Source organism: Luteimicrobium xylanilyticum, from assembly GCF_009429125.1.
Taxonomy (GTDB): domain Bacteria; phylum Actinomycetota; class Actinomycetes; order Actinomycetales; family Cellulomonadaceae; genus Luteimicrobium; species Luteimicrobium xylanilyticum.
Genome location: NZ_CP045529.1, coordinates 3,609,472 through 3,627,546 on the forward strand (window position 1 = coordinate 3,609,472; position 18,075 = coordinate 3,627,546).

17 protein-coding genes are annotated in these 18,075 nt (G+C 72.6%); 6 read left to right on the forward strand and 11 right to left on the reverse strand.

Annotated elements, in window-relative coordinates; translation table 11 throughout:
* Positions 1 to 43 precede the first annotated feature (43 nt).
* Positions 44 to 982 (reverse strand): phosphoribosylaminoimidazolesuccinocarboxamide synthase, encoded by a 939-nt coding sequence (locus KDY119_RS16050; protein WP_153022539.1) that lies wholly within the window; start codon positions 980 to 982, stop codon positions 44 to 46.
* A 153-nt stretch (positions 983 to 1,135) separates the two neighbouring features.
* On the opposite strand from KDY119_RS16050, the gene KDY119_RS16055 reads away from it, so the two are divergent.
* Positions 1,136 to 2,248, forward strand: a complete 1,113-nt coding sequence (locus tag KDY119_RS16055) for a tyrosine-protein phosphatase (protein ID WP_036947519.1) — start codon at positions 1,136 to 1,138, stop codon at positions 2,246 to 2,248.
* Between the two features lie 4 nt (positions 2,249 to 2,252).
* Here KDY119_RS16055 and thyX read toward each other — a convergent pair whose 3' ends face one another.
* From thyX to KDY119_RS16080, 5 genes are all read right to left on the reverse strand, one after another.
* A complete protein-coding gene (gene thyX / locus KDY119_RS16060; protein ID WP_036947520.1) occupies positions 2,253 to 3,008 on the reverse strand; it encodes an FAD-dependent thymidylate synthase in 756 nt (251 codons plus the stop codon).
* Between the two features lie 2 nt (positions 3,009 to 3,010).
* The gene (purD, locus tag KDY119_RS16065; protein WP_051136438.1) at positions 3,011 to 4,336 is read right to left on the reverse strand and encodes a phosphoribosylamine--glycine ligase; all 1,326 of its coding nucleotides are present in this window, start codon (positions 4,334 to 4,336) and stop codon (positions 3,011 to 3,013) included.
* An 81-nt stretch (positions 4,337 to 4,417) separates the two neighbouring features.
* Positions 4,418 to 5,761: a GNAT family N-acetyltransferase gene (locus KDY119_RS16070; RefSeq protein WP_036947521.1), complete on the reverse strand. Its 1,344-nt coding sequence runs from the start codon at positions 5,759 to 5,761 to the stop codon at positions 4,418 to 4,420.
* 14 nt (positions 5,762 to 5,775) lie between these two features.
* A complete protein-coding gene (locus KDY119_RS16075) occupies positions 5,776 to 7,062 on the reverse strand; it encodes an adenylosuccinate synthase (protein ID WP_036947522.1) in 1,287 nt (428 codons plus the stop codon).
* Between the two features lie 91 nt (positions 7,063 to 7,153).
* The gene (locus KDY119_RS16080) at positions 7,154 to 7,600 is read right to left on the reverse strand and encodes a DUF3151 domain-containing protein (protein WP_036947523.1); all 447 of its coding nucleotides are present in this window, start codon (positions 7,598 to 7,600) and stop codon (positions 7,154 to 7,156) included.
* Between the two features lie 28 nt (positions 7,601 to 7,628).
* Here KDY119_RS16080 and KDY119_RS16085 point away from each other — a divergent pair, with 28 nt between their 5' ends.
* Together KDY119_RS16085 and KDY119_RS16090 are read left to right on the forward strand one after the other, a co-directional pair.
* Positions 7,629 to 7,976 carry an STAS domain-containing protein gene (locus tag KDY119_RS16085; protein ID WP_036947524.1) on the forward strand — a complete coding sequence of 116 codons (348 nt, stop codon included), beginning with the start codon at positions 7,629 to 7,631 and terminating at the stop codon, positions 7,974 to 7,976.
* Positions 7,977 to 7,998: 22 nt separating this feature from the next.
* Positions 7,999 to 8,529, forward strand: a complete 531-nt coding sequence (locus KDY119_RS16090; RefSeq protein ID WP_227994394.1) for an NUDIX domain-containing protein — start codon at positions 7,999 to 8,001, stop codon at positions 8,527 to 8,529.
* A 1,117-nt stretch (positions 8,530 to 9,646) separates the two neighbouring features.
* Here the strand turns inward: KDY119_RS16090 and KDY119_RS16095 are convergent.
* Together KDY119_RS16095 and KDY119_RS16100 are read right to left on the reverse strand one after the other, a co-directional pair.
* A complete protein-coding gene (locus KDY119_RS16095; RefSeq protein WP_036947526.1) occupies positions 9,647 to 10,879 on the reverse strand; it encodes an acyl-CoA dehydrogenase family protein in 1,233 nt (410 codons plus the stop codon).
* 65 nt (positions 10,880 to 10,944) lie between these two features.
* Positions 10,945 to 13,188: an ATP-binding SpoIIE family protein phosphatase gene (locus tag KDY119_RS16100; protein WP_083890672.1), complete on the reverse strand. Its 2,244-nt coding sequence runs from the start codon at positions 13,186 to 13,188 to the stop codon at positions 10,945 to 10,947.
* A gap of 94 nt (positions 13,189 to 13,282) precedes the next feature.
* Between KDY119_RS16100 and KDY119_RS16105 the strand changes: the two genes are divergently transcribed.
* On the forward strand, positions 13,283 to 13,714 hold the full coding sequence (locus tag KDY119_RS16105) for an STAS domain-containing protein (RefSeq protein ID WP_227994395.1): 432 nt from the start codon (positions 13,283 to 13,285) through the stop codon (positions 13,712 to 13,714).
* 89 nt (positions 13,715 to 13,803) lie between these two features.
* On the opposite strand, the gene fbaA is transcribed toward KDY119_RS16105, so the two are convergent.
* Positions 13,804 to 14,823, reverse strand: a complete 1,020-nt coding sequence (gene fbaA / locus KDY119_RS16110) for a class II fructose-bisphosphate aldolase (RefSeq protein WP_036947527.1) — start codon at positions 14,821 to 14,823, stop codon at positions 13,804 to 13,806.
* Between the two features lie 88 nt (positions 14,824 to 14,911).
* Complete coding sequence (locus tag KDY119_RS16115) at positions 14,912 to 15,622, reverse strand: TrmH family RNA methyltransferase (RefSeq protein ID WP_153022540.1); 711 nt, start codon at positions 15,620 to 15,622, stop codon at positions 14,912 to 14,914.
* A 236-nt stretch (positions 15,623 to 15,858) separates the two neighbouring features.
* On the opposite strand from KDY119_RS16115, the gene KDY119_RS16120 reads away from it, so the two are divergent.
* Positions 15,859 to 16,638: a VTT domain-containing protein gene (locus tag KDY119_RS16120; RefSeq protein WP_083890673.1), complete on the forward strand. Its 780-nt coding sequence runs from the start codon at positions 15,859 to 15,861 to the stop codon at positions 16,636 to 16,638.
* A 2-nt stretch (positions 16,639 to 16,640) separates the two neighbouring features.
* Positions 16,641 to 17,438, forward strand: coding sequence for an HAD-IIA family hydrolase (locus KDY119_RS16125; RefSeq protein WP_036947528.1), 798 nt, complete (start codon positions 16,641 to 16,643; stop codon positions 17,436 to 17,438).
* A gap of 34 nt (positions 17,439 to 17,472) precedes the next feature.
* Here the strand turns inward: KDY119_RS16125 and pyrE are convergent, their stop codons facing one another.
* Positions 17,473 to 18,060 (reverse strand): orotate phosphoribosyltransferase, encoded by a 588-nt coding sequence (gene pyrE / locus KDY119_RS16130; RefSeq protein WP_051136322.1) that lies wholly within the window; start codon positions 18,058 to 18,060, stop codon positions 17,473 to 17,475.
* Positions 18,061 to 18,075: the final 15 nt, after the last annotated feature.

The window sequence follows — 18,075 nt, forward strand, 5'->3', positions numbered from 1 at the left end:
CCCTCCCGGGTGGCCGCGCCGTCGGCGTGTCAGCTCAGAGAGGTCAGGACTCCTGCTCGAGCGGGCTGCCCGTGAGCCGCTCGTACGCCTCGAGGTACCGGTCGCGCGTGGCCTGCACGACGTCGTCGGGCAGGGCCGGCGGCTCGGCGCCCGACGCGCGGTCCCAGCCGGAGGCGGACGACGTGAGCCAGTCGCGGACGAACTGCTTGTCGAAGCTGGGCTGCGCGTGCCCGGGCTCCCAGGTCGTGGCGTCCCAGAAGCGTGAGGAGTCGGGGGTGAGGACCTCGTCGCCGAGGACGACGGTCCCGTCCCCGGTGCGCCCGAACTCGAGCTTGGTGTCCGCGAGGACGATGCCCCGCTCGCGGGCCAGCTCCTCGGCGCGCGCGTAGACGGTGAGCGTCAGGTCGCGGAGGTGTGCGGCGTCGTCGGCGCCGATCGTCGCGGCGACCTGGTCGAGCGTGACGGTCTCGTCGTGCTCGCCGACCTCCGCCTTGGTCGACGGCGTGAAGATCGGCTCCGGGAGGCGCGAGCCGTCCGTGAGGCCGTCCGGCAGCGCGATCCCCGAGACCTCGCCGGTCCGGCGGTAGTCCGCGAGACCGGAGCCCGTCAGGTAGCCGCGGGCGATGCACTCGACGGGGAACATGTCGAGGCGACGGCAGATCATCGCGCGCCCTGCGACGACGTCGGGCACGAGCCCGTCGCCCGGCTCCGCGCTGACCTCGGTGCTCACGACGTGGTTCGGGACGACGCCGTCGAGCCGCTCGAACCACCACAGGCTGAGCTGCGTCAGGACGACGCCCTTGTCGGGGATCTCGGTCGCGAGGACGTGGTCGTACGCGCTGATCCGGTCGCTCGCCACGACCAGGACGACGTCACCGAGGGGATGCACCCCGCCGATCGCCGGGAGGTCGGGCTCGTACAGGTCGCGGACCTTGCCGGAGTAGACGTGGCGCCAGCCGGGGAGCGTGAGGGTCTCGGTCACGGTGCCCAGTCTCCCAGAACTCGCACCGGCGGCCACGCCCTGTCCGACGGTCGCCACCTGTTGCTGGCGGCGACGGATGTTCAGACGAAGGTGGTCCGGCGGTCTCCCCTCGGTTCACCGGGCGTTCGCGTGCCACCGGCACCGTGCGACCTCATGAAGAGAACCCGCACCGGCGCCGTCGCCGCGTCCGCCCTCGCCTCCGTCCTGCTCCTGGGCCTCGTCGCCCCCGCCGCCTCGGCACACCCGACGACGGCGCCCGCCACCCAGCACCTGCTCCCCTCGTCCCACGCCATCCCGTTCACCGCGGCGACCGTCACGGACCACGGTGACGGCACGTTCACGATCACCTGGACCGCCCCGGGCATCTCCCACGTCCGGATCTACACCGGCGACGAGCAGAACCGGATCGACACGCGGCACGTCGTCGCCCAGGGCGGCTCGCGCGGCAGCGTGACGGTCACCGTCACGGCACCGGCGGACCGCCGCTGGTTCCGTCTCGCACCCGACCGCGGCGAGTCGTTGACCCTCGCGGACCGCCTGGTCCGGCTCGACGGCACCGTCAACTTCCGCGACCTCGGCGGGTACCGCACCGAGGACGGCCGCTGGGTCGCGATGGGCAAGGTCTACCGGGCCGACGCGCTGAACAACCTCTCCGACGCCGACCTCGCGAAGCTCCGGCGCCTCGGTGTCCGCACGGACGTCGACCTCCGCACCGCCGACGAGCGCAGCGCCGCACCCGACCGGCTCCCGGCCGGCACGAAGTACGTCGTCGACGACGTCCTCGGCGGCTCGACCACCACGACGTTCAACCCGACCACGGCCGACGCCGCCCACCAGCTCATGGTCGACGCCGAGAAGACGATGGTCTCGTCCACGACCGGCAAGGCCGCGTACACCGACCTCTTCGAGGAGGTCGAGCGCCGTCCCGGAGCGCTGGTCTTCCACTGCTCCGCCGGCAAGGACCGCACCGGCTGGGGGTCCGCAGCCCTGCTGACCACGCTCGGCGTCCCCGCCGACGTCGTGCAGTCCGACTACCTGCTGAGCAACGTGTACCGCGCGGACGCGAACGCCGCCCTGCTCGCGTCGATGCCCGCCGCCGCGGCAGCCGTCTACAAGCCGCTCCTCGACGTGCGTCCCGAGTACCTGCAGTCCGGGTTCGACGAGGTGCAGAGCACCTTCGGCTCCTGGAACGGCTACCTGACGAAGGGCCTCCACCAGAACGTGCTGGACCGCTTCGTCCTGGGCGCGCGGCTCCTCGAGGGCTGACGCGTCAGGGCGCGACGCGCCCGTGCTCGACGAAGGCGGCGTGGGTCAGCGGCATGAGCCGCTCCCACGCCGCCTCCATCTGCTCCGCGCACAGCTCGATCTCCCGCTGCGGGAACGACGGGAAGGTGCTGCCCTCCGCCCGACGGCGCAGCGACAGGAAGTTCATCAGCGAGCGCGCGTTCATGGTCACGTACATGGACGAGTAGAGGTCGAGCGGGAGGACCATCCGGGCCACCTCGCGAGCGACACCCGCGTCGAGCATCGCGCGGTACGAACGGTAGGCGTGCGTCGCCACCTCGCGCACGGACGCGTCGACGAGAGCGTGCTGCTCCGCGCTGCCCGGCAGGAACTCGTAAGCCCCGGGCTTGCCGACCTGCACGAGGGCGCGGTCGTCGTCGGGCACGTAGAACACGGGCCGGAGCTCGCGGTACCGGCCGGACTCCTCGTTGTAGGACGCGATCCGGTGCCGCATGAACTCCCGGAACACGAAGATCGGCGCCTGGACGTAGAACGTCATCGAGTTGTGCTCGAACGGCGAGCCGTGCCGGTCCCGCATGAGGTAGTTGATCAGACCGCGGTCACGGGGCGCCGCCCCGTCGCCCGGTCCGCCTCCCCGAGCGCCGTCGAGACTCTGCTCCCCGAGCGTCGAGACGCGCGCCGCGAACAGGACGTCGGCGTCGGACGCGCTCGCGCGCACCAGCTCGACCGTGACGTCGCTGCGGAACTGGATCTCGTCGTCGGCCGGCGCGAGCCCGGTCACGCTCAGAACCGCTCGGCCGGGTAGTTGTCGTGCAGGTCGGCCGCGTGCTGGACGTGGTGCGGGCCCGCCGCCGCCTGGGCGATGTCGGTGCGGTAGTGCGACCCGGGCAGGATGATGCGCTCGATCGCCCGGTAGGCGCGCGACCGCGCGTCGAGCAGGTCCTCCCCCACCGCGACCACCGACAGCACGCGCCCGCCCGCGGACCGAAGCTGGCCGTCGTCGTCGAGCGCGGTGCCGGCGTGGAGCACGTGCACCCCGGGCACGGCGTCGGCGGAGTGCACACCGATGATCGGGTCACCCGTGCGGACGTCGCCCGGGTAGCCGTGCGCGGCGAGCACGACGGTCACCGACGCGTCGGGCGTCCAGCGCAGGGGCCCGACGTCGGCGAGGGTGCCGCGCGCCGCGGCGTTCATCACCGCGGACAGCGGCGTGACGAGCCGCGCCAGCACGGACTGGGTCTCGGGGTCCCCGAACCGGGCGTTGAACTCCACGACCCGCACGCCGCGGTGCGTGAGCGCCAGGCCGCAGTAGAGGACCCCGACGAACGGCGTGCCCTGCTCGCGCATCACGTCGATCGTCGGCTGGGCGACGCGCTTCACGACCTCGTCGACGAGGTGCTCCGGCGCCCACGGCAGCGGGGTGTACGCGCCCATGCCGCCCGTGTTCGGACCACGGTCCTCGTCGAACGCGCGCTTGAAGTCCTGAGCGGGGGCCAGCGGGACCACGGTGGTGCCGTCCGAGATGCAGAACAGCGACACCTCGGGCCCGTCGAGGAACTCCTCGATGACGACCTGCCCGTCCTTCTTCGCGAGGCACGCCTTGGCGTGGGCTACCGCCGCCGAGCGGTCGAGCGTCACGACGACGCCCTTCCCCGCGGCGAGCCCGTCGTCCTTGACGACGTACGGCGCACCGAACGCGTCGAGCGCCTCACCGACCTGGGCGATCGTCGTGCAGACGTGGGCCATCGCCGTCGGGACCCCGGCGGCCGCCATGATCTCCTTCGCGAACGCCTTCGATCCCTCGAGCCTCGCGGCGGCCCCGCTCGGGCCGAAGACGGCGATCCCCGCCTCCCGGACGGCGTCGGCGACGCCCGCGACGAGCGGGCCCTCCGGGCCGATCACGACGAGGTCCGCGTGCAGGCGGACGGCGAGCGCGGTCACCGCGTCTGGGTCGGTGGCGACGACGTCGTGCAGGTCCGCGTGCTCCCCGATACCCGGGTTCCCCGGGGCCGCATGGAGGTCGTGGCGGATCCCGTGCAACGCCTCCTGCGCGAGGCTGTGGACGATGGCGTGCTCGCGAGCACCGGACCCGACGACGAGGATCTTCATGATCATCGATCGTAGTCACGTACCCCGCTCCCGGCGGGGTTTTCACCACTCTGCGGACGGTGTTCCGACGGGTGATCCCCGTCAGTACCAGAAGCTGAGCCGCGGCGCCTCGTGCCAGCCCAGCACCCGGGCCGCGTGGGCCGGGTCGGACGTCGTCGCGCGTCCGGCCGCCACGAGGGTCGCGAGCGAGACACCGCCCAGGTAGGCGATCGCGAGCTCGGTGACGCCGAGCTCGACGGTGGTCGCCCCGGCGGGTGCCGCTGCGCCGTCGGGCCACGCCTCGACGACGCCGCGGCCGTCGTCGTCGACGTCGAGCAGCCAGCGGCCGCCGGTGATGCCGAGGGGGTCGGTGACGTCGAGCGCGAGGACCCCGGGCGCCCCGTAGCGCCGGGCCTCGAGCGCGGCGGAGACGTCGAGGATCCGCACGTAGTGGTGGTCGACGACCTCGACGTGCGCGGCGCGCTGGTCGGCGATCATCCAGCGCAGCGGCTCGTCGACGGACAGCTCGGACGCCCGCACCTCGCCGATCAGGTCGAGCCCCAGCACGAACCGCCACAGCGCCGCGTGCGCGTCGGGGTTCTCGGCGAGGAGCAGCGACACGGTCGCCGTCGAGCGCGGGTAGTCGACGGGGTTCTCCTCGACGCCGTAGACCAGCAGCCCGCGGACCTCGCCGGCAGCGTCGGTGTACTGGACGGCACGGTTCTTGCCGGCCTCCTTGGCGTCGGGGCGCGTGCCGGCGAAGGAGTCCCACTGCCCCGCCGGCACGGGGACCTCGCCGACGACGCGCGGCCGCACGCGCTCGTGGAGGGCGGGGGCGAGCTCCCGGAACCGCTCACGCGACACGAAGTCGACGCGGCCCCCGGGTTCGGGCCCGATCCAGCCGGCGCGGCGGTTGTCGATCCGCCACGACGTCACGGGGACAGCCGCCCCGAACCCGTAGCGCCCGTACAGCTGTGACTCGCTCACCGTCAGGCTCGCGAGCGGTACCCCGAGCGCGGCGGCCGTCCTCAGCTCACCCTCGACGAGCGCCCGTGCGATCCCGCGCCGGTGGTGGGTCGCGGCGACCGTGACCGCGCTGACCGCGAGCGTCGGGAGCGTGGCGCCGCCCGGCACGGTGAGGTCCGTGACCCATCCCGCGACCGAGCCGACCGGCGCGGCGGGCTCGGGGGCCGACGGGTCGTAGACGCCCACCGCGCGGCGGTACGTGCTTCGCTCGCGGACCGCCGCGAGCTGCCCCGCGTCGCGCTCGGTGTCGAGGAACCCGCGGGCGACGCTCTGCACCCAGGCGTCCCGCTCGTCGTCGGTGGTGACGAGGCTCAGCTCGAGGCCGTTCGCCGCGAGCCGTCGGGCCGACTCCTCGTCGACGGGGGCGGTGCGCTGGCGTGTCACCAGCGCGGAGAGGGCGTCGGCTGGGTGAGTTGTCATCCCCCCAGCCCACCTCATCCGAGCAGGTCGTGCACCTGAATTGTGGCGTCCCGGGCCGGGCCGACACCGATCGCGGAGATCCGCGTTCCCGACATCTCCTCGAGCGCGTGCACGTACCGCTGCGCGTTCACGGGCAGCTCGTCGAAGGTCCGCGCCTGGGAGATGTCCTCCCACCAGCCGTCGAGCTCCTCGTAGACCGGCGTCGCGTGGTGGAACGCCGTCTGGTCGGTGGGCATCTCGTCGTAGCGGACGCCGTCGACGTCGTACGCGACGCAGACCGGGATCTTCTCGATGCCCGTGAGCACGTCGAGCTTGGTGAGCACGAGGTCGGTGAGGCCGTTGACGCGCGTCGCGTAGCGGGTGATCACCGAGTCGTACCAGCCGCAGCGCCGCGCGCGGCCGGTGGTGACGCCGAACTCGCCACCTGTCTTCTGCAGGTACTCGCCCCACTGGTCGAACAGCTCGGTCGGGAACGGCCCCTCGCCGACGCGCGTCGTGTACGCCTTGACGACGCCGATCACGCCCGTGACCCGGGTCGGACCGATGCCCGAGCCCGTGACCGCGCCGCCGGCCGTCGCGCTCGACGACGTCACGAACGGGTACGTGCCGTGGTCGACGTCGAGCATCGTGGCCTGGCCGGCCTCGAACAGGAGCGTCTTGTCGTCGTCGAGCGCCTTGTTGAGCACGAGCGACGTGTCCGTGACCATCGGCTTGAGGCGCTCGGCGTGCTGGAGCAGCTCCTCGACCGTCTCCTCGACCGTGATGGCGCGGCGGTTGTACACCTTCACGAGCAGGTGGTTCTTCTGGTCGAGGGCGCCCTCGACCTTCTCGGCGAGGATCTTCTCGTCGAACAGGTCCCACATGCGGATCCCGACGCGGTTGATCTTGTCCGCGTACGCCGGGCCGATGCCACGGCCCGTGGTGCCGATGCGGCGCTTTCCGAGGAAGCGCTCGGTGACCTTGTCGATGGTCCGGTGGTAGCCCGCGATCACGTGCGCGGAGCCCGAGACCAGGAGCCGCGAGACGTCGACGCCGCGCTCGATCAGGGCGTCGAGCTCCTCGAACAGCACGTCGATGTCGACGACGACGCCGTTCGCGATCACCGGGACGACGCCCGGCGAGAGGATGCCTGACGGCAGGAGGTGGAGCGCGTACTTCTCGTCGCCGATGACGACCGTGTGGCCGGCGTTGTTGCCGCCGTTGAACTTCACCACGTAGTCGACGCGCGACCCGAGCAGGTCCGTCGCCTTGCCCTTGCCTTCGTCTCCCCACTGGGCACCGACGAGCACCACGGCCGGCATGACTCCACCACTTTCACGATCGCTGGACAAACCTTCACGAGTCTACCGGTTGGCGCGCTCTTGACCTTCCGCGGACCACGCCGTCGGCGGGCTACCGGCGGAGCGCCGCCACCTCGTCGGGCGTCACACCCGAGTCGGCGAGGAACTGACGGCAGCGCACGCCCTCGTCGGTCTCGCCGATCCCGTCCGCGGCCTCCGCGAGCGCGAGCAGCGCCCGGAGCACACCCTGGTTCGCGACGTGGTCGACCGGGATCGGGCCCTGCCCTCGCCACCCTGCCTTGCGGAGCGAGTCGAGGCCACGGTGGTAGCCGGTGCGGGCCAGCGCGTAGGCGAGGAGGTCGGCGTCGGGCAGGCCCGCGGTGCTGCCGCGGCCGGCGAGCGCGTCCTCCGCGAGCACCGCCCACACGTACGACGACGCGGGGTGCGCACGGGCGGCGTCGGCGACGCTCGCGCCGTCGGCGATCATCGCGCGGGCCGTCACGTCGGCGTGGTCGTCGGGCAGGCGGACGGGATCAGGACCCAGGAGATTGTGTGCCATGAGCCCATTGTTGGCTACGGTGGCACACATGATCGAGATCGCCACGTCTCCGGCGACGACGACACTCGTCATCACGGGCGACCTCGACCTCGCGGAGCGGGACCAGTTCCCCGAGATCGCGGCCCGCGTCGTCGGGCTGCGCCGTCAGCTCCTCGTGATCGACATGTGCGCGGTGACGTTCATGGACTCGACGGGCGCCGCGTTCCTCATCTCGCTCGCCGACTCCGGCCGCAAGCGCGGCGGCGCGACCGTGCTGCGTGGCACGTCGGACCGGGACCTGTTCGTCCTCGAGGTGTGCGGCGCGCTCGACCTGTTCCGGATCGACCGGGCGCACCGGTGCACCGACGAGTTCCCCCTCCAGGGGAGCACGTCGTGAGGTCGGGTTCGACGCGGTGGCCGTGAGCGAGTCCGCCGGGCTCGTGCTGTGGCGCCAGGGCCTCGAAGACGTCGAGGTGCTCGTCGGGCACATGGGCGGCCCGTTCTGGTCCCGCAAGGACGCGCGGGCCTGGACGATCCCCAAGGGCGAGGTCGAGACGCTCCCCGCTGACGACGACGCCCCGGCCCGCACCGAGGCGCTCTACGACGCCGCGCTCCGCGAGACGACGGAGGAGCTGGGCGTCCTCCCGCCTTCGGCTCCGGGTCCCGACGGCGCACCGGAGCCCGACGTCGAGCTCGGCACCGTGCGCAACAAGCGCGGAAAGCGCGTCACCGCGTGGGCGCGCCACGTCCCGGACGGCTGGGACCTGCCCGATCCGGGCCGGCCCGCCTCCAACACGTTCACGCTCGAGTGGCCGCCGCGCTCGGGACGGCTCCAGGAGTTCCCGGAGCTCGACCGCACGCGCTGGTGCGGCCTCGACGAGGCCCGCGCGCTGGTGGTCGCCGCGCAGGAGGAGCTCCTCACGCGCCTCGAGGCCCACCTCGCCGGCTGAACCCGCCGCCCCGCCGCCCGCCGTCGTCGTCGACGACGTCCGCAGGAGCGTGCGGCGCCGCTCGCCTTGGGCGTCGAGCGCCTCCTGCACGCGACGACACGTCACGTGCCAGCGCGTCATGAGGTCGTCGGCGAAGAGCACCACCTGCCGCCAGCCGACGCGCTCGTACGAGTCCCGCCGGGCGACGTCGCTCGCAAGCTTCCGCCGGCGTGAAGACGTCGGCACCCACGACGGGGGGCGGGAGGCCCGCGGAACGAAGCCCGAGCCGCAACCGGGTCTCGGGCGGTGAGTCCACGAACCGCGCAGCGTCGGCGAGCGCGCGAGCGAGGCCACGGCCGCCGCGCCGTCCTCGCGTCCGCGCGAGCGCGGCTTCCAGGTCGACCGGCAGGACGCCGTAGCGCGGGACCTCGCGCAGGCCGTCGTCGGCGAGCAGAGCATCGGTGAGCACGACCCGTTCCTCGTGGACGGGGTCGATGCCCCGCCGCACGGCGCCCCGCGACCAGTCACGTGGAGCCGCGCCTCTCGCTCCGCCACCAGGCTCACGGGGAGCTGCCAGAGCCGCGCGGCGGTCAGGTGGGAGAACGCTGCGCCGTCGGGCAGGACGAGCGCGAGGGCACGGCACACGGCCCGGCAGTCGTCACGCAGTGCCGCATCCATCCGCACCCCGGGCACGGGCGCATACAGCTTCGCGGACCGCAGCCGCCGGGCACCGACCCCGGCGGCGAGCGCATCGACGGTCCGGAAGGGCAGCGGCGGCAGCGGTGGCGAGACGGTCACGCCCAGCAGCGTCGCAAGTCCGGCCCGCGCGTGGGGGCCTCACCAGCAATCTGTGGACGAAGCCGCCTCGGACCCATCGTCGAACCGACTCAGATCGTCGCCGACCACCCCCGTGACCGACGATCCGAGTCAGTTCGACGCGGCACCCGATGCGCCCACCCGACCACACGGGTCGTCCGCGCTCGTACGCGAGAGCGACGGGACGGAAGAGGTGGGGGCTGCAGGGAGGTGTGCGTGACCGTGGTGGGTCTGGCGGGGGCACCCCGAGGAACGAGGGGTGCGGATGGTAGGTCGCGCACACCTCCCCGCGGCCCCCGCCGGACCCACGTCGACGAACGGCCTAGGCGAACGCCGACATGCCCGTGATCGCCCGCCCCACGATGAGCGCCTGGACGCTCTCGGTGCCCTCGTAGGTGTGCAGGGCCTCGATGTCGGTGAAGTGCCGGGCGACCCGGTTCTGCAGGAGGATGCCGTTCCCGCCGAGCAGGTCGCGCGCCGTGGAGGCGATCTGGCGGGCACCGCGGGTGCACGTGTACTTGGCGAGGGACGCCTGCGGCCCGGTGAGGGTGCCGGCCGCCTCCTGGCGGGTCATGGCCGCCGCGACGAGCTGGAGCTGCGTGAGCGTCGACGCCATCTGCGTGAGCCGCTCCTGGACCATCTGGTGCTTGGCGAGCGGCTTGCCGAACTGGACGCGCTGCTGGGAGTAGGCGACCGCGGCCTCGTAGCAGGCGGTGGCCTGCCCGACGGCGCCCCACGCGACCCCGAGCCGGGTCGCCTCGAGCACGCGGGAGGTGTCCTTGAAGGACCGCGCTCCGGGGAGGACGTTCTCGGCGGGGACGTAGACGTCGTCGAGCACGATGTGCGCCTGGAAGATGGCGCGCAACGACATCTTGCCGGTGATGGTGCGGGCCTCGTAGCCGGGCGAGTCCTGGGGGACGATGAAGCCGTGGACCTGGCCGTCCTCGCCGCGCGCCCACACGACGGACACGTCGCCGACGGACCCGTTCCCGATCCACTTCTTCTCGCCGCGCAGGACGAACCCGCCGTCCTTGGCGCGGGCGGTGGTCTCGAGGGAGACGGAGTCGGAGCCGTGGGTGGGCTCGGTGAGTGCGAAGGCCGCGAGCTTGGTGCCGCGGGAGATGGGCTCGGCCCACTCGGCGATCTGCTCGTCGGAGCCGAGCATCATGATCGAGCGGAGGGCGAGTCCGCCCTGGACGCCGGAGATGGTGGCGACGGAGCCGTCGCCGCGGGACATCTCCATGGCGGCGAGGCCGGCGCCGAGGTGGCTCGTGTGGGGGAAGCCGGGGACGGCGACGCCGTCGCGCAGGAGGTCGAGCTCGCCCATCCGGCGCGCGAGGTCGACGGGGAACTCGGCGCGCTCCCAGTAGTCGTCGATGACGGGGAGGACCTCGTCCTGGACGAAGGCGCGGACGCGGAGCTGGTGCTCGCGGTCGGCGTCGGTGGCGTCGTGGAAGGCGTCGCCGAAGTCGGGCGCGAGGGGCTGGGCGAGGTCGTAGTCGGGCTCGCTGACGCCGACGCCAGTGGGTGCGGGGGTGGTGGACGTGGTCGACATGGTGCTGCTCCGTGGTCGCGCCGTTGCTTCTCGCGGGGGTCGACACCGGCGCCGGCCCCTGTCCCTCAGGATGACTGACCAGAACTGCCGGTATCAGGTACTCGCCGGAGCGCGCCCGTGAACGTGCTCACGCCGTGCAGCTTCGCCCACACGATCTTGCCGGTGCGCGTCGGACGCCAGCCCCAGTCCGCGAGCCGCTCGACGATCTGCATCCCGTAGCCGCCGCCGCGGTTCACGTGCCCGTCGGTCGGCACGGGCGGGGACGGGTTGGCGTCCTCGACCTCGATCCGGAGCGTGCGCCCGGTGTCGAACAACCGCAGCGCCACGTGCCCCCAGCCGTGCATGACGGCGTTCGCGACCAGCTCCGACGCGACCAGCTCGGCCTGCGACGCCCCCTCGACCTGCCACGCCTGGCACGTCCGCACGACGGCGTGCCGCGCCCGCGCGATCGACGTCGGCTCGCTCGGCAGGAGCCACCGGCGGCTGCGCGGGCCGCCGTCGGTGGGGACGACGTCGCTGCGCACGTCGGGCACCCGGACGACCACGACCGCGATGTCGTCCTCCGGCGTCGACCCGACCCGCGAGAGGAGCTGCTCCCCCACACCCGCAGCGTCGACGGCGCTCACGGCACCCGCCTCGGCGGCCAGCGCCTCGAGCCCGGCACGCAGGTCGCGGTCGCGCCGCTCGATGAGTCCGTCGGTGTAGAAGACCAGCACGTCGCCCGGCAGGAGCCGCAGGCTCGCGGTCGCGCGCACGCTGGGTCCGTAGCCGATGAGCGTGCCCGCCGCGCCGTCGAGCAGCCGGGCCGCACCCGCCCGCACCAGCACGGGCGGGAGGTGGCCCGCACGCGAGTACGCGAGCTCCCACAACGGCTCGCCCTGCGAGGGCTCGACAGGCAGGCGCTCGAGCCGTGCGTACACGAGGCTGGACGCGCGCGGCAGCCGCATCCCCGAGACCAGCTCGTCGACGCGCTCGAGCACGTCGCCCGGGAGCGTCATCTCGAACGCGTAGGAGCGCACCACGGACCGCATCTGCCCCATGGTCGCCGCGGCCTCGACGTCGTGCCCGACGACGTCGCCGATCACCACGCCCACGTCGCGCTCGGTGAGCTGCAGGACGTCGTACCAGTCGCCGCCGACCTGCGCGTGGTCCGAGTTCGGGGCGTAGTAGGTCCACACGTCGAGCCCGGTGACGTCGGCCTGCTCGGGGAGCATGGCGCGCTGCAGCGTCTCGGCGAGCCGGTGCTCCCGCGCGTACAGCCGCGCGGTGTCGATCAGCATGCCGGCGCGCCGGGCGATCGACCGGAGCGTCGTCCCGGGCGTCAGGGACGGCATGAACTCGCGCCCCGGCTCGAGGACGACGACCAGGAGCCCCAGCACCCGACGGCGGCCCGGCACCGGGTAGACCGTCACCCCCACCGTCTCGGTGAGGTCCGCAGCGAGCCGGGACCGCACGTCACGCTGCAGGACGTCGCTCGCGCTCCCCGGCGGGTACGGGTCGCCCAGGTCGACCTGCACCGGGCCGAGGTCCTCGCCGTCGAGCACGTCCTGCACGACGTCGCGCGCCCACGCCCGTCCCTCGGGCGGCGCGGACTGCGCCGCGTGGCGGGGATGGTGGCGGGTGCGGATCCGCGAGCTCGGCGGCGTGTTCACGTCGACGCTCTCCGCGTACACCAGGCCCTTGTCGTTCATGTAGAACGCGATCCGGCAGCCGACGGCGCGCCCGAGCACGTCGGCGATCTCGCGCAGCACCAGCGGGTGGTCGAGGTCCGTGAGGAGCGACGACACCTGCGTCATGAGGTCGAGCCGCGCCATCCGGCGGCGCGACAGCTCGACGGTGGCCCGCTCCCCCGACGGCTCACCGACCTGGTCCGACACGTCGACCTGCACGCCGAGCCAGTGCTCGGACCCGCCGGCCGCCTGCACCGGGCTGAACGAGAGCTGGTGCCAGCGCAGCTCACCGTCGGCCGCGACGTCGTGCACGACGACCTGCACGGCGCTCCCGCCGTCGAACGCGGTCCGCAGCGGGTCGATGTCCGGTCCCTCCTGGACGAGGTCCCGAAGCACCGACAGCGGCTCGCCCACGACGGCGTGCGTCCCGTCCGCCACCTGGCCGCGGAACGCCGCGTTCATCCACTCGAGCCGCAGGCCGCCGCGCCGCGGGCCCGTGAGGAACATCGGCACCGTCGACGCCTCGAGCGCGGCGAGCAGAGCCTCGGACAACGCGCCGACCGAGGGCGCCGGAACGGCTCCGGGCACGGCGACCGGAGGGTCCGGCACACCGGCCGGACGCGCGTCCCGTCCCTCCATGGCCCCTCCTCCGCGCTGCTCGTGCAGGTCAGCGCATGTGCGGCACGCGTCGAGGGTACTGTCCCCAGACGCCGATCGACCGTAGATTGGGCACGTGCACGAGCAGAACAACCGTACCGATCCCGCCGGTGAGCCCGACGGCGCGTCCGTCGACGTCGCCGACGAGCTCGTCGGCGCCTCGATCGACGAGGTTTCCGGCGTCGAGCGCGACCCCGGCGACGTCGGCGTCATCGTCGGCAGCCAGCGCGTCCGCATCGTCCTCGCGGGTGAAATCGACATCGACCTCGAGCACGACCTGCGTGACGCGATCGGCGACGCCGAGGACACCGGGCTGCCCATCGAGATCGACGCGCACCACGTGACCTTCATCGACTCGTCCGGCGTGTCGTTCCTGGCCGAGCTGGCGAGCCGCGCGAACCCGCCCGTGCGCGTCCTGCGGGCGCCCCCGAGCATGAGGTTCCTGCTCACCGTGACCCGCCTCGACGAGCTCGTGGAGCTCGTCGACGTGGACCCGGGCCTCGACTAGCAGCTGCTCGCGAGACGCATCCCGACAGAGCACGAGGGCCCGGCGGTCGTCCGACCGCCGGGCCCTCGTCACGTCACCGGGCGCGACCGTCAGAGCTTGTGGCCCGCCGAGCGGAGCTGCTGCGCCGCCTCGACGATGCGCTGGGCCATGCCGGCCTCGGCGAGCTTGCCCCACGCGCGCGGGTCGTAGGCCTTCTTGTTGCCGACCTCGCCGTCGACCTTGAGGACGCCGTCGTAGTTGCTGAACATGTGCGCGGCGACCGGACGCGTGAACGCGTACTGCGTGTCCGTGTCGATGTTCATCTTGATGACGCCGTTGTCGACGGCCTCCGAGATCTCCTCGGCCGTCGAGCCGGAGCCACCGTGGAAGACGAGGTCGAACGGGTTCTCCTTGCCGACCTCCTTGCCGACGACGTCCTGGATCTCCTTGAGGAGGGCCGGGCGGAGCTTGACGGCACCCGGCTTGTAGACGCCGTGCACGTTGCCGAACGTGAGGGCCGTCAGGTAGCGGCCCTTCTCGCCCAGGCCGAGCGCGCGGACCGTCGCGAGGCCGTCCTCGGGGGTCGTGTAGAGCTTCTCGTTGATCGCCGCCTCGTGGCCGTCCTCCTCGCCGCCGACGACGCCGATCTCGATCTCGAGGATCGTGCGGGCCGCGACGGAGAGCTCGAGGAGCTCCTGCGCGATGACGAGGTTCTCGTCGAGCGGCACGGTCGAGCCGTCCCACATGTGCGACTGGAACGTCGGGAGGCCGCCGTCCTTGACCTGCTGGGCCTCGATCTGGAGCAGCGGGCGGACCCACGAGTCGATGTTCTGCTTGGCGCAGTGGTCGGTGTGGATCGCGATGTTCACCGGGTAGTTCTTCGCGACCTCGGTCGCGTATGCGGCGAGGGCGAGCGAGCCGGACACCCGGTCCTTGATCGTGGAGCCCGCGGCGTACTCGGCGCCGCCGACGGAGACCTGGATGATGCCGTCCGACTCCGCCTCGGCGAAGCCCTGGAGGGCCGCGGTGATCGTCTGCGAGGAGGTGATGTTGACCGCCGGGTAGGCGAACGAGCCCGCCTTGGCGCGGTCGATCATCTCGGCGTAGATCTCGGGGGTTGCGATGGGCATCTGAGTGGTCTCCTGTGTGATGCGGAGGGTGGGCTCCTTGGATTCTTCCACGGATCCTCCACGCGCCCGAGCCCGTCTCAGCAGGCCGTCACATCTGCTGGACGGCCCACGCCCACATCGCGATCGCGGCGGCCGCGCCCGCGTTGAGCGAACGCGTCGAGCCGTGCTGCGTCACGTGCACGACGACGTCGCACACGGCCTGGGCCTCCGCGCTCAGGCCCGCGCTCTCCTGGCCGAGCAGCAGCACGCACGACGCGGGGAGCGCCATCCCCTCGAGCGGCACCGAGCCCGGCACGTTGTCGACGCCGACGACGGGGAGCCGCGTGGGCGAGCCTGCGTCGTCGGGCGGGCCGGCCGTCGCAGCCCACGCCGCCAGCGCCCCCGCGTCGGGGTGGTGCTCGACGTGCAGGTACCGGTCGGTGACCATCGCGCCGCGCCGGTTCCAGCGTCGTCGTCCGACGATCCGGACGCTCGCCGCGTTGAACGCGTTGGCCGTCCTGACGACGGAACCGATGTTGAGGTCGTGGGCCCAGTTCTCGACCGCGACGTGGAGCTGGGCGGCCGGGTGCTCGGCGCGCTTGCGGTCGAGGTCGGCGACGATCGCCTCGACCGTCAGGTAGCGGTAGGCGTCGACGACGTTGCGCGCGTCGCCGCCCGCGAGGAGCTCGGGGTCGTAGCGCGGGTCGGGCTCGCCGGACGGCAGGCGCGGCCACGCGTCGGGCCCGCCCGGCCACGGCCCGACCCCGACGACGCGCCCCGGCTCGTCGTCGGTCCGGTCCCCGGGTCTCTCCACGGTCATCCGACCATCCTCGCGGGTCGCGGCGTCGGCCGACCACGGGATCCACGCCCGCCGGGTTGGGGGCGGGAGTGTCAGTCCTTCGCGAGCCACTCGTCATAGGTGACCGTGCCGTACCGGTGACCGTGCCGTACCGCGCGTCCGGCACGAGGTTGAGGCCCTCCCGGAAGAACGCGTCTGCACAGGGCGTCCCCAACCCGCCCGCAGGCCGCTCCGAACCCGGCCACTACGCTGAACCCATGACCGCCCTCGCCCTGTCCGGAGAGCTGGCCGGCCACCTGTCCGCACAGCTCGCCGCGAGCCCGCTCGACCTCATCGACCCGAACAACCTGATCGACCGGTTCGGGTCGTTCGCGCTCGCCGGCATCGTGTTCATCGTCTTCATCGAGACGGGGCTCGTCTTCCCGTTCCTGCCCGGCGACTCGCTGCTGTTCACCGCCGGCATGCTCGTCGCCGCGACCGACGGCGGCCGCAGCCTCGACATCTCGCTGCCCGTGCTGATCGCGATCCTGTTCGCGGCCGCGTTCTGCGGCAACCAGTGCGGGTACGCCATCGGGAAGTTCGCGGGGCCGCGGATCTTCAGCCGCCCCGACTCGAAGATCCTGCGCAAGGACTACGTCGACAAGACGAACGAGTACTTCGACCGGTACGGCGGCCGCACGATCCTGCTCGCACAGTTCGTCCCGATCGTGCGGACGTTCGCGCCGATCGCGGCGGGCGTCGGACGGATGCGCTACCGCTCCTTCTGGCCCTACAGCCTGCTCGGGACGTTCGTGTGGACGACCGTCGTCACGACGCTCGGCTACTACCTCGGGCGGATCTCGTTCATCCGCGACAACATCGAACCCATCTTCATCGGCATCGTCCTGCTGTCCGTCGTGCCGATCGTCCTCGAGGCGCGGCGCAAGACCCGGGCGTCCCGTGCCGCGGCCCCTGCGGTCCCCGGCCCCCGGCACGGCCGCGCGGCCGGGGTAACGGCCCCGACCACCCGTTCCCGCAACGAGCACGAGGAGGCCTGACCATGACCGACGACACCCGCGAGGAGCCCACGCGCGAGGTCGACTGCTGGCTCACCGACATGGACGGCGTCCTGGTCCACGAGGGCAGCGCGCTGCCCGGTGCTCCGGAGTTCATCGCACGCCTGCGCGAGAAGGACCGGCCGTTCCTCGTCCTCACGAACAACTCGATCTTCACGCCGCGGGACCTGCGGGCACGGCTCGCCGCGACCGGGATCAGGGTCCCGGAGTCGGCGATCTGGACGTCCGCCCTCGCGACGGCGACGTTCGCCTCCCAGCAGATGCCCGGCGGGAGCGCCTTCGTGATCGGCGAGGCCGGGCTCACCACCGCGCTCTACGAAGCCGGCTACACGCTCACCGACACCGATCCGGACTACGTGATCCTCGGCGAGACGCGCACGTACTCGTTCGAGGCGATCACCCGTGCCGTCCGGCTGGTGCGCGACGGCGCCCGGTTCCTGTGCACCAACCCCGACTCGACGGGACCGAGCCCCGACGGCCCGCTGCCCGCGACGGGCGCCGTGGCCGCGATGATCACCAAGGCCACGGGCCGCCAGCCGTACTTCGTCGGCAAGCCCAACCCGATGATGTTCCGGTCCGCGCTCAACCGGATCGACGCGCACTCCGAGCGGACCGCGATGATCGGCGACCGCATGGACACCGACGTCGTCGCGGGCATCGAGGCGGGCCTCTACACCTACCTCGTGCTCACGGGTTCGACACGCCGCGACGAGGTCGAGGGCTGGCCGTTCCGGCCCAACGAGGTCGTCGACGGGATCGCGGACCTGGTCGACCGGGTCTGAGAGGCACCGGGCGCGGCGCGCTCCGCGCGGAACCTCAGACGAGGCCCAGGTCGGCCAGGTCGAAGAGGTAGTGGTAGGGCACGCCGAGAGCCTCGATCTTCTCGCCGGCGCCCGTGGCCCGGTCGACGATCGTCGCGACGGCCACGACCTCGGCCCCCGCCGCACGGCACGCCTCGACTGCCGTGATGGGTGACCCGCCCGTCGTCGTCGTGTCCTCGAGGACCACGACCCGGCGGCCCGCGATGTCCGGACCCTCGATCTGGCGCTGCATCCCGTGGGCCTTCGCGGCCTTGCGGACGACGAACGCGTCGAGGTCCTGCCCGCGCGACGCCGCGGCGTGCAGCAGGGCGGTCGCGATCGGGTCCGCCCCCAGCGTGAGCCCGCCGACGGCGTCCACCTCTGCGGTCCCGAAGCCGAGCTCCTCGAGCTGGTCCAGGAGGACGTGTCCGATCAGCGGCGCGGCGCGGTGGTGCAGCGTCACGCGGCGCAGGTCGACGTAGTAGTCGGCCTCCTTGCCGGACGACAGCGTCACCCGGCCGTGCACCACGGCGAGCTCCTTGATGAGGTCGCGCAGCTGCTCGCGCGGGGTCGGGGAGAACGAGGCGGCGGTCGTGTCGGTCACAAGGCTCAAGCGTAG

Bases quoted from the DNA above. Each gene is read 5' to 3' on its own strand.
- KDY119_RS16080 (WP_036947523.1), bottom strand. From the start codon at position 7,600: ATGGCACACAATCTCCTGGGTCCTGATCCCGTCCGCCTGCCCGACGAC.
- KDY119_RS16115 (WP_153022540.1), bottom strand. From the start codon at position 15,622: ATGACCGTGGAGAGACCCGGGGACCGGACCGACGACGAGCCGGGGCGC.
- KDY119_RS16085 (WP_036947524.1), top strand. From the start codon at position 7,629: ATGATCGAGATCGCCACGTCTCCGGCGACGACGACACTCGTCATCACG.
- KDY119_RS16120 (WP_083890673.1), top strand. From the start codon at position 15,859: ATGACCGCCCTCGCCCTGTCCGGAGAGCTGGCCGGCCACCTGTCCGCA.
- KDY119_RS16095 (WP_036947526.1), bottom strand. From the start codon at position 10,879: ATGTCGACCACGTCCACCACCCCCGCACCCACTGGCGTCGGCGTCAGC.
- KDY119_RS16075 (WP_036947522.1), bottom strand. From the start codon at position 7,062: ATGCCGGCCGTGGTGCTCGTCGGTGCCCAGTGGGGAGACGAAGGCAAG.
- KDY119_RS16100 (WP_083890672.1), bottom strand. From the start codon at position 13,188: ATGGAGGGACGGGACGCGCGTCCGGCCGGTGTGCCGGACCCTCCGGTC.
- fbaA (WP_036947527.1), bottom strand. From the start codon at position 14,823: ATGCCCATCGCAACCCCCGAGATCTACGCCGAGATGATCGACCGCGCC.
- purD (WP_051136438.1), bottom strand. From the start codon at position 4,336: ATGAAGATCCTCGTCGTCGGGTCCGGTGCTCGCGAGCACGCCATCGTC.
- KDY119_RS16070 (WP_036947521.1), bottom strand. From the start codon at position 5,761: ATGACAACTCACCCAGCCGACGCCCTCTCCGCGCTGGTGACACGCCAG.
- KDY119_RS16055 (WP_036947519.1), top strand. From the start codon at position 1,136: ATGAAGAGAACCCGCACCGGCGCCGTCGCCGCGTCCGCCCTCGCCTCC.
- KDY119_RS16125 (WP_036947528.1), top strand. From the start codon at position 16,641: ATGACCGACGACACCCGCGAGGAGCCCACGCGCGAGGTCGACTGCTGG.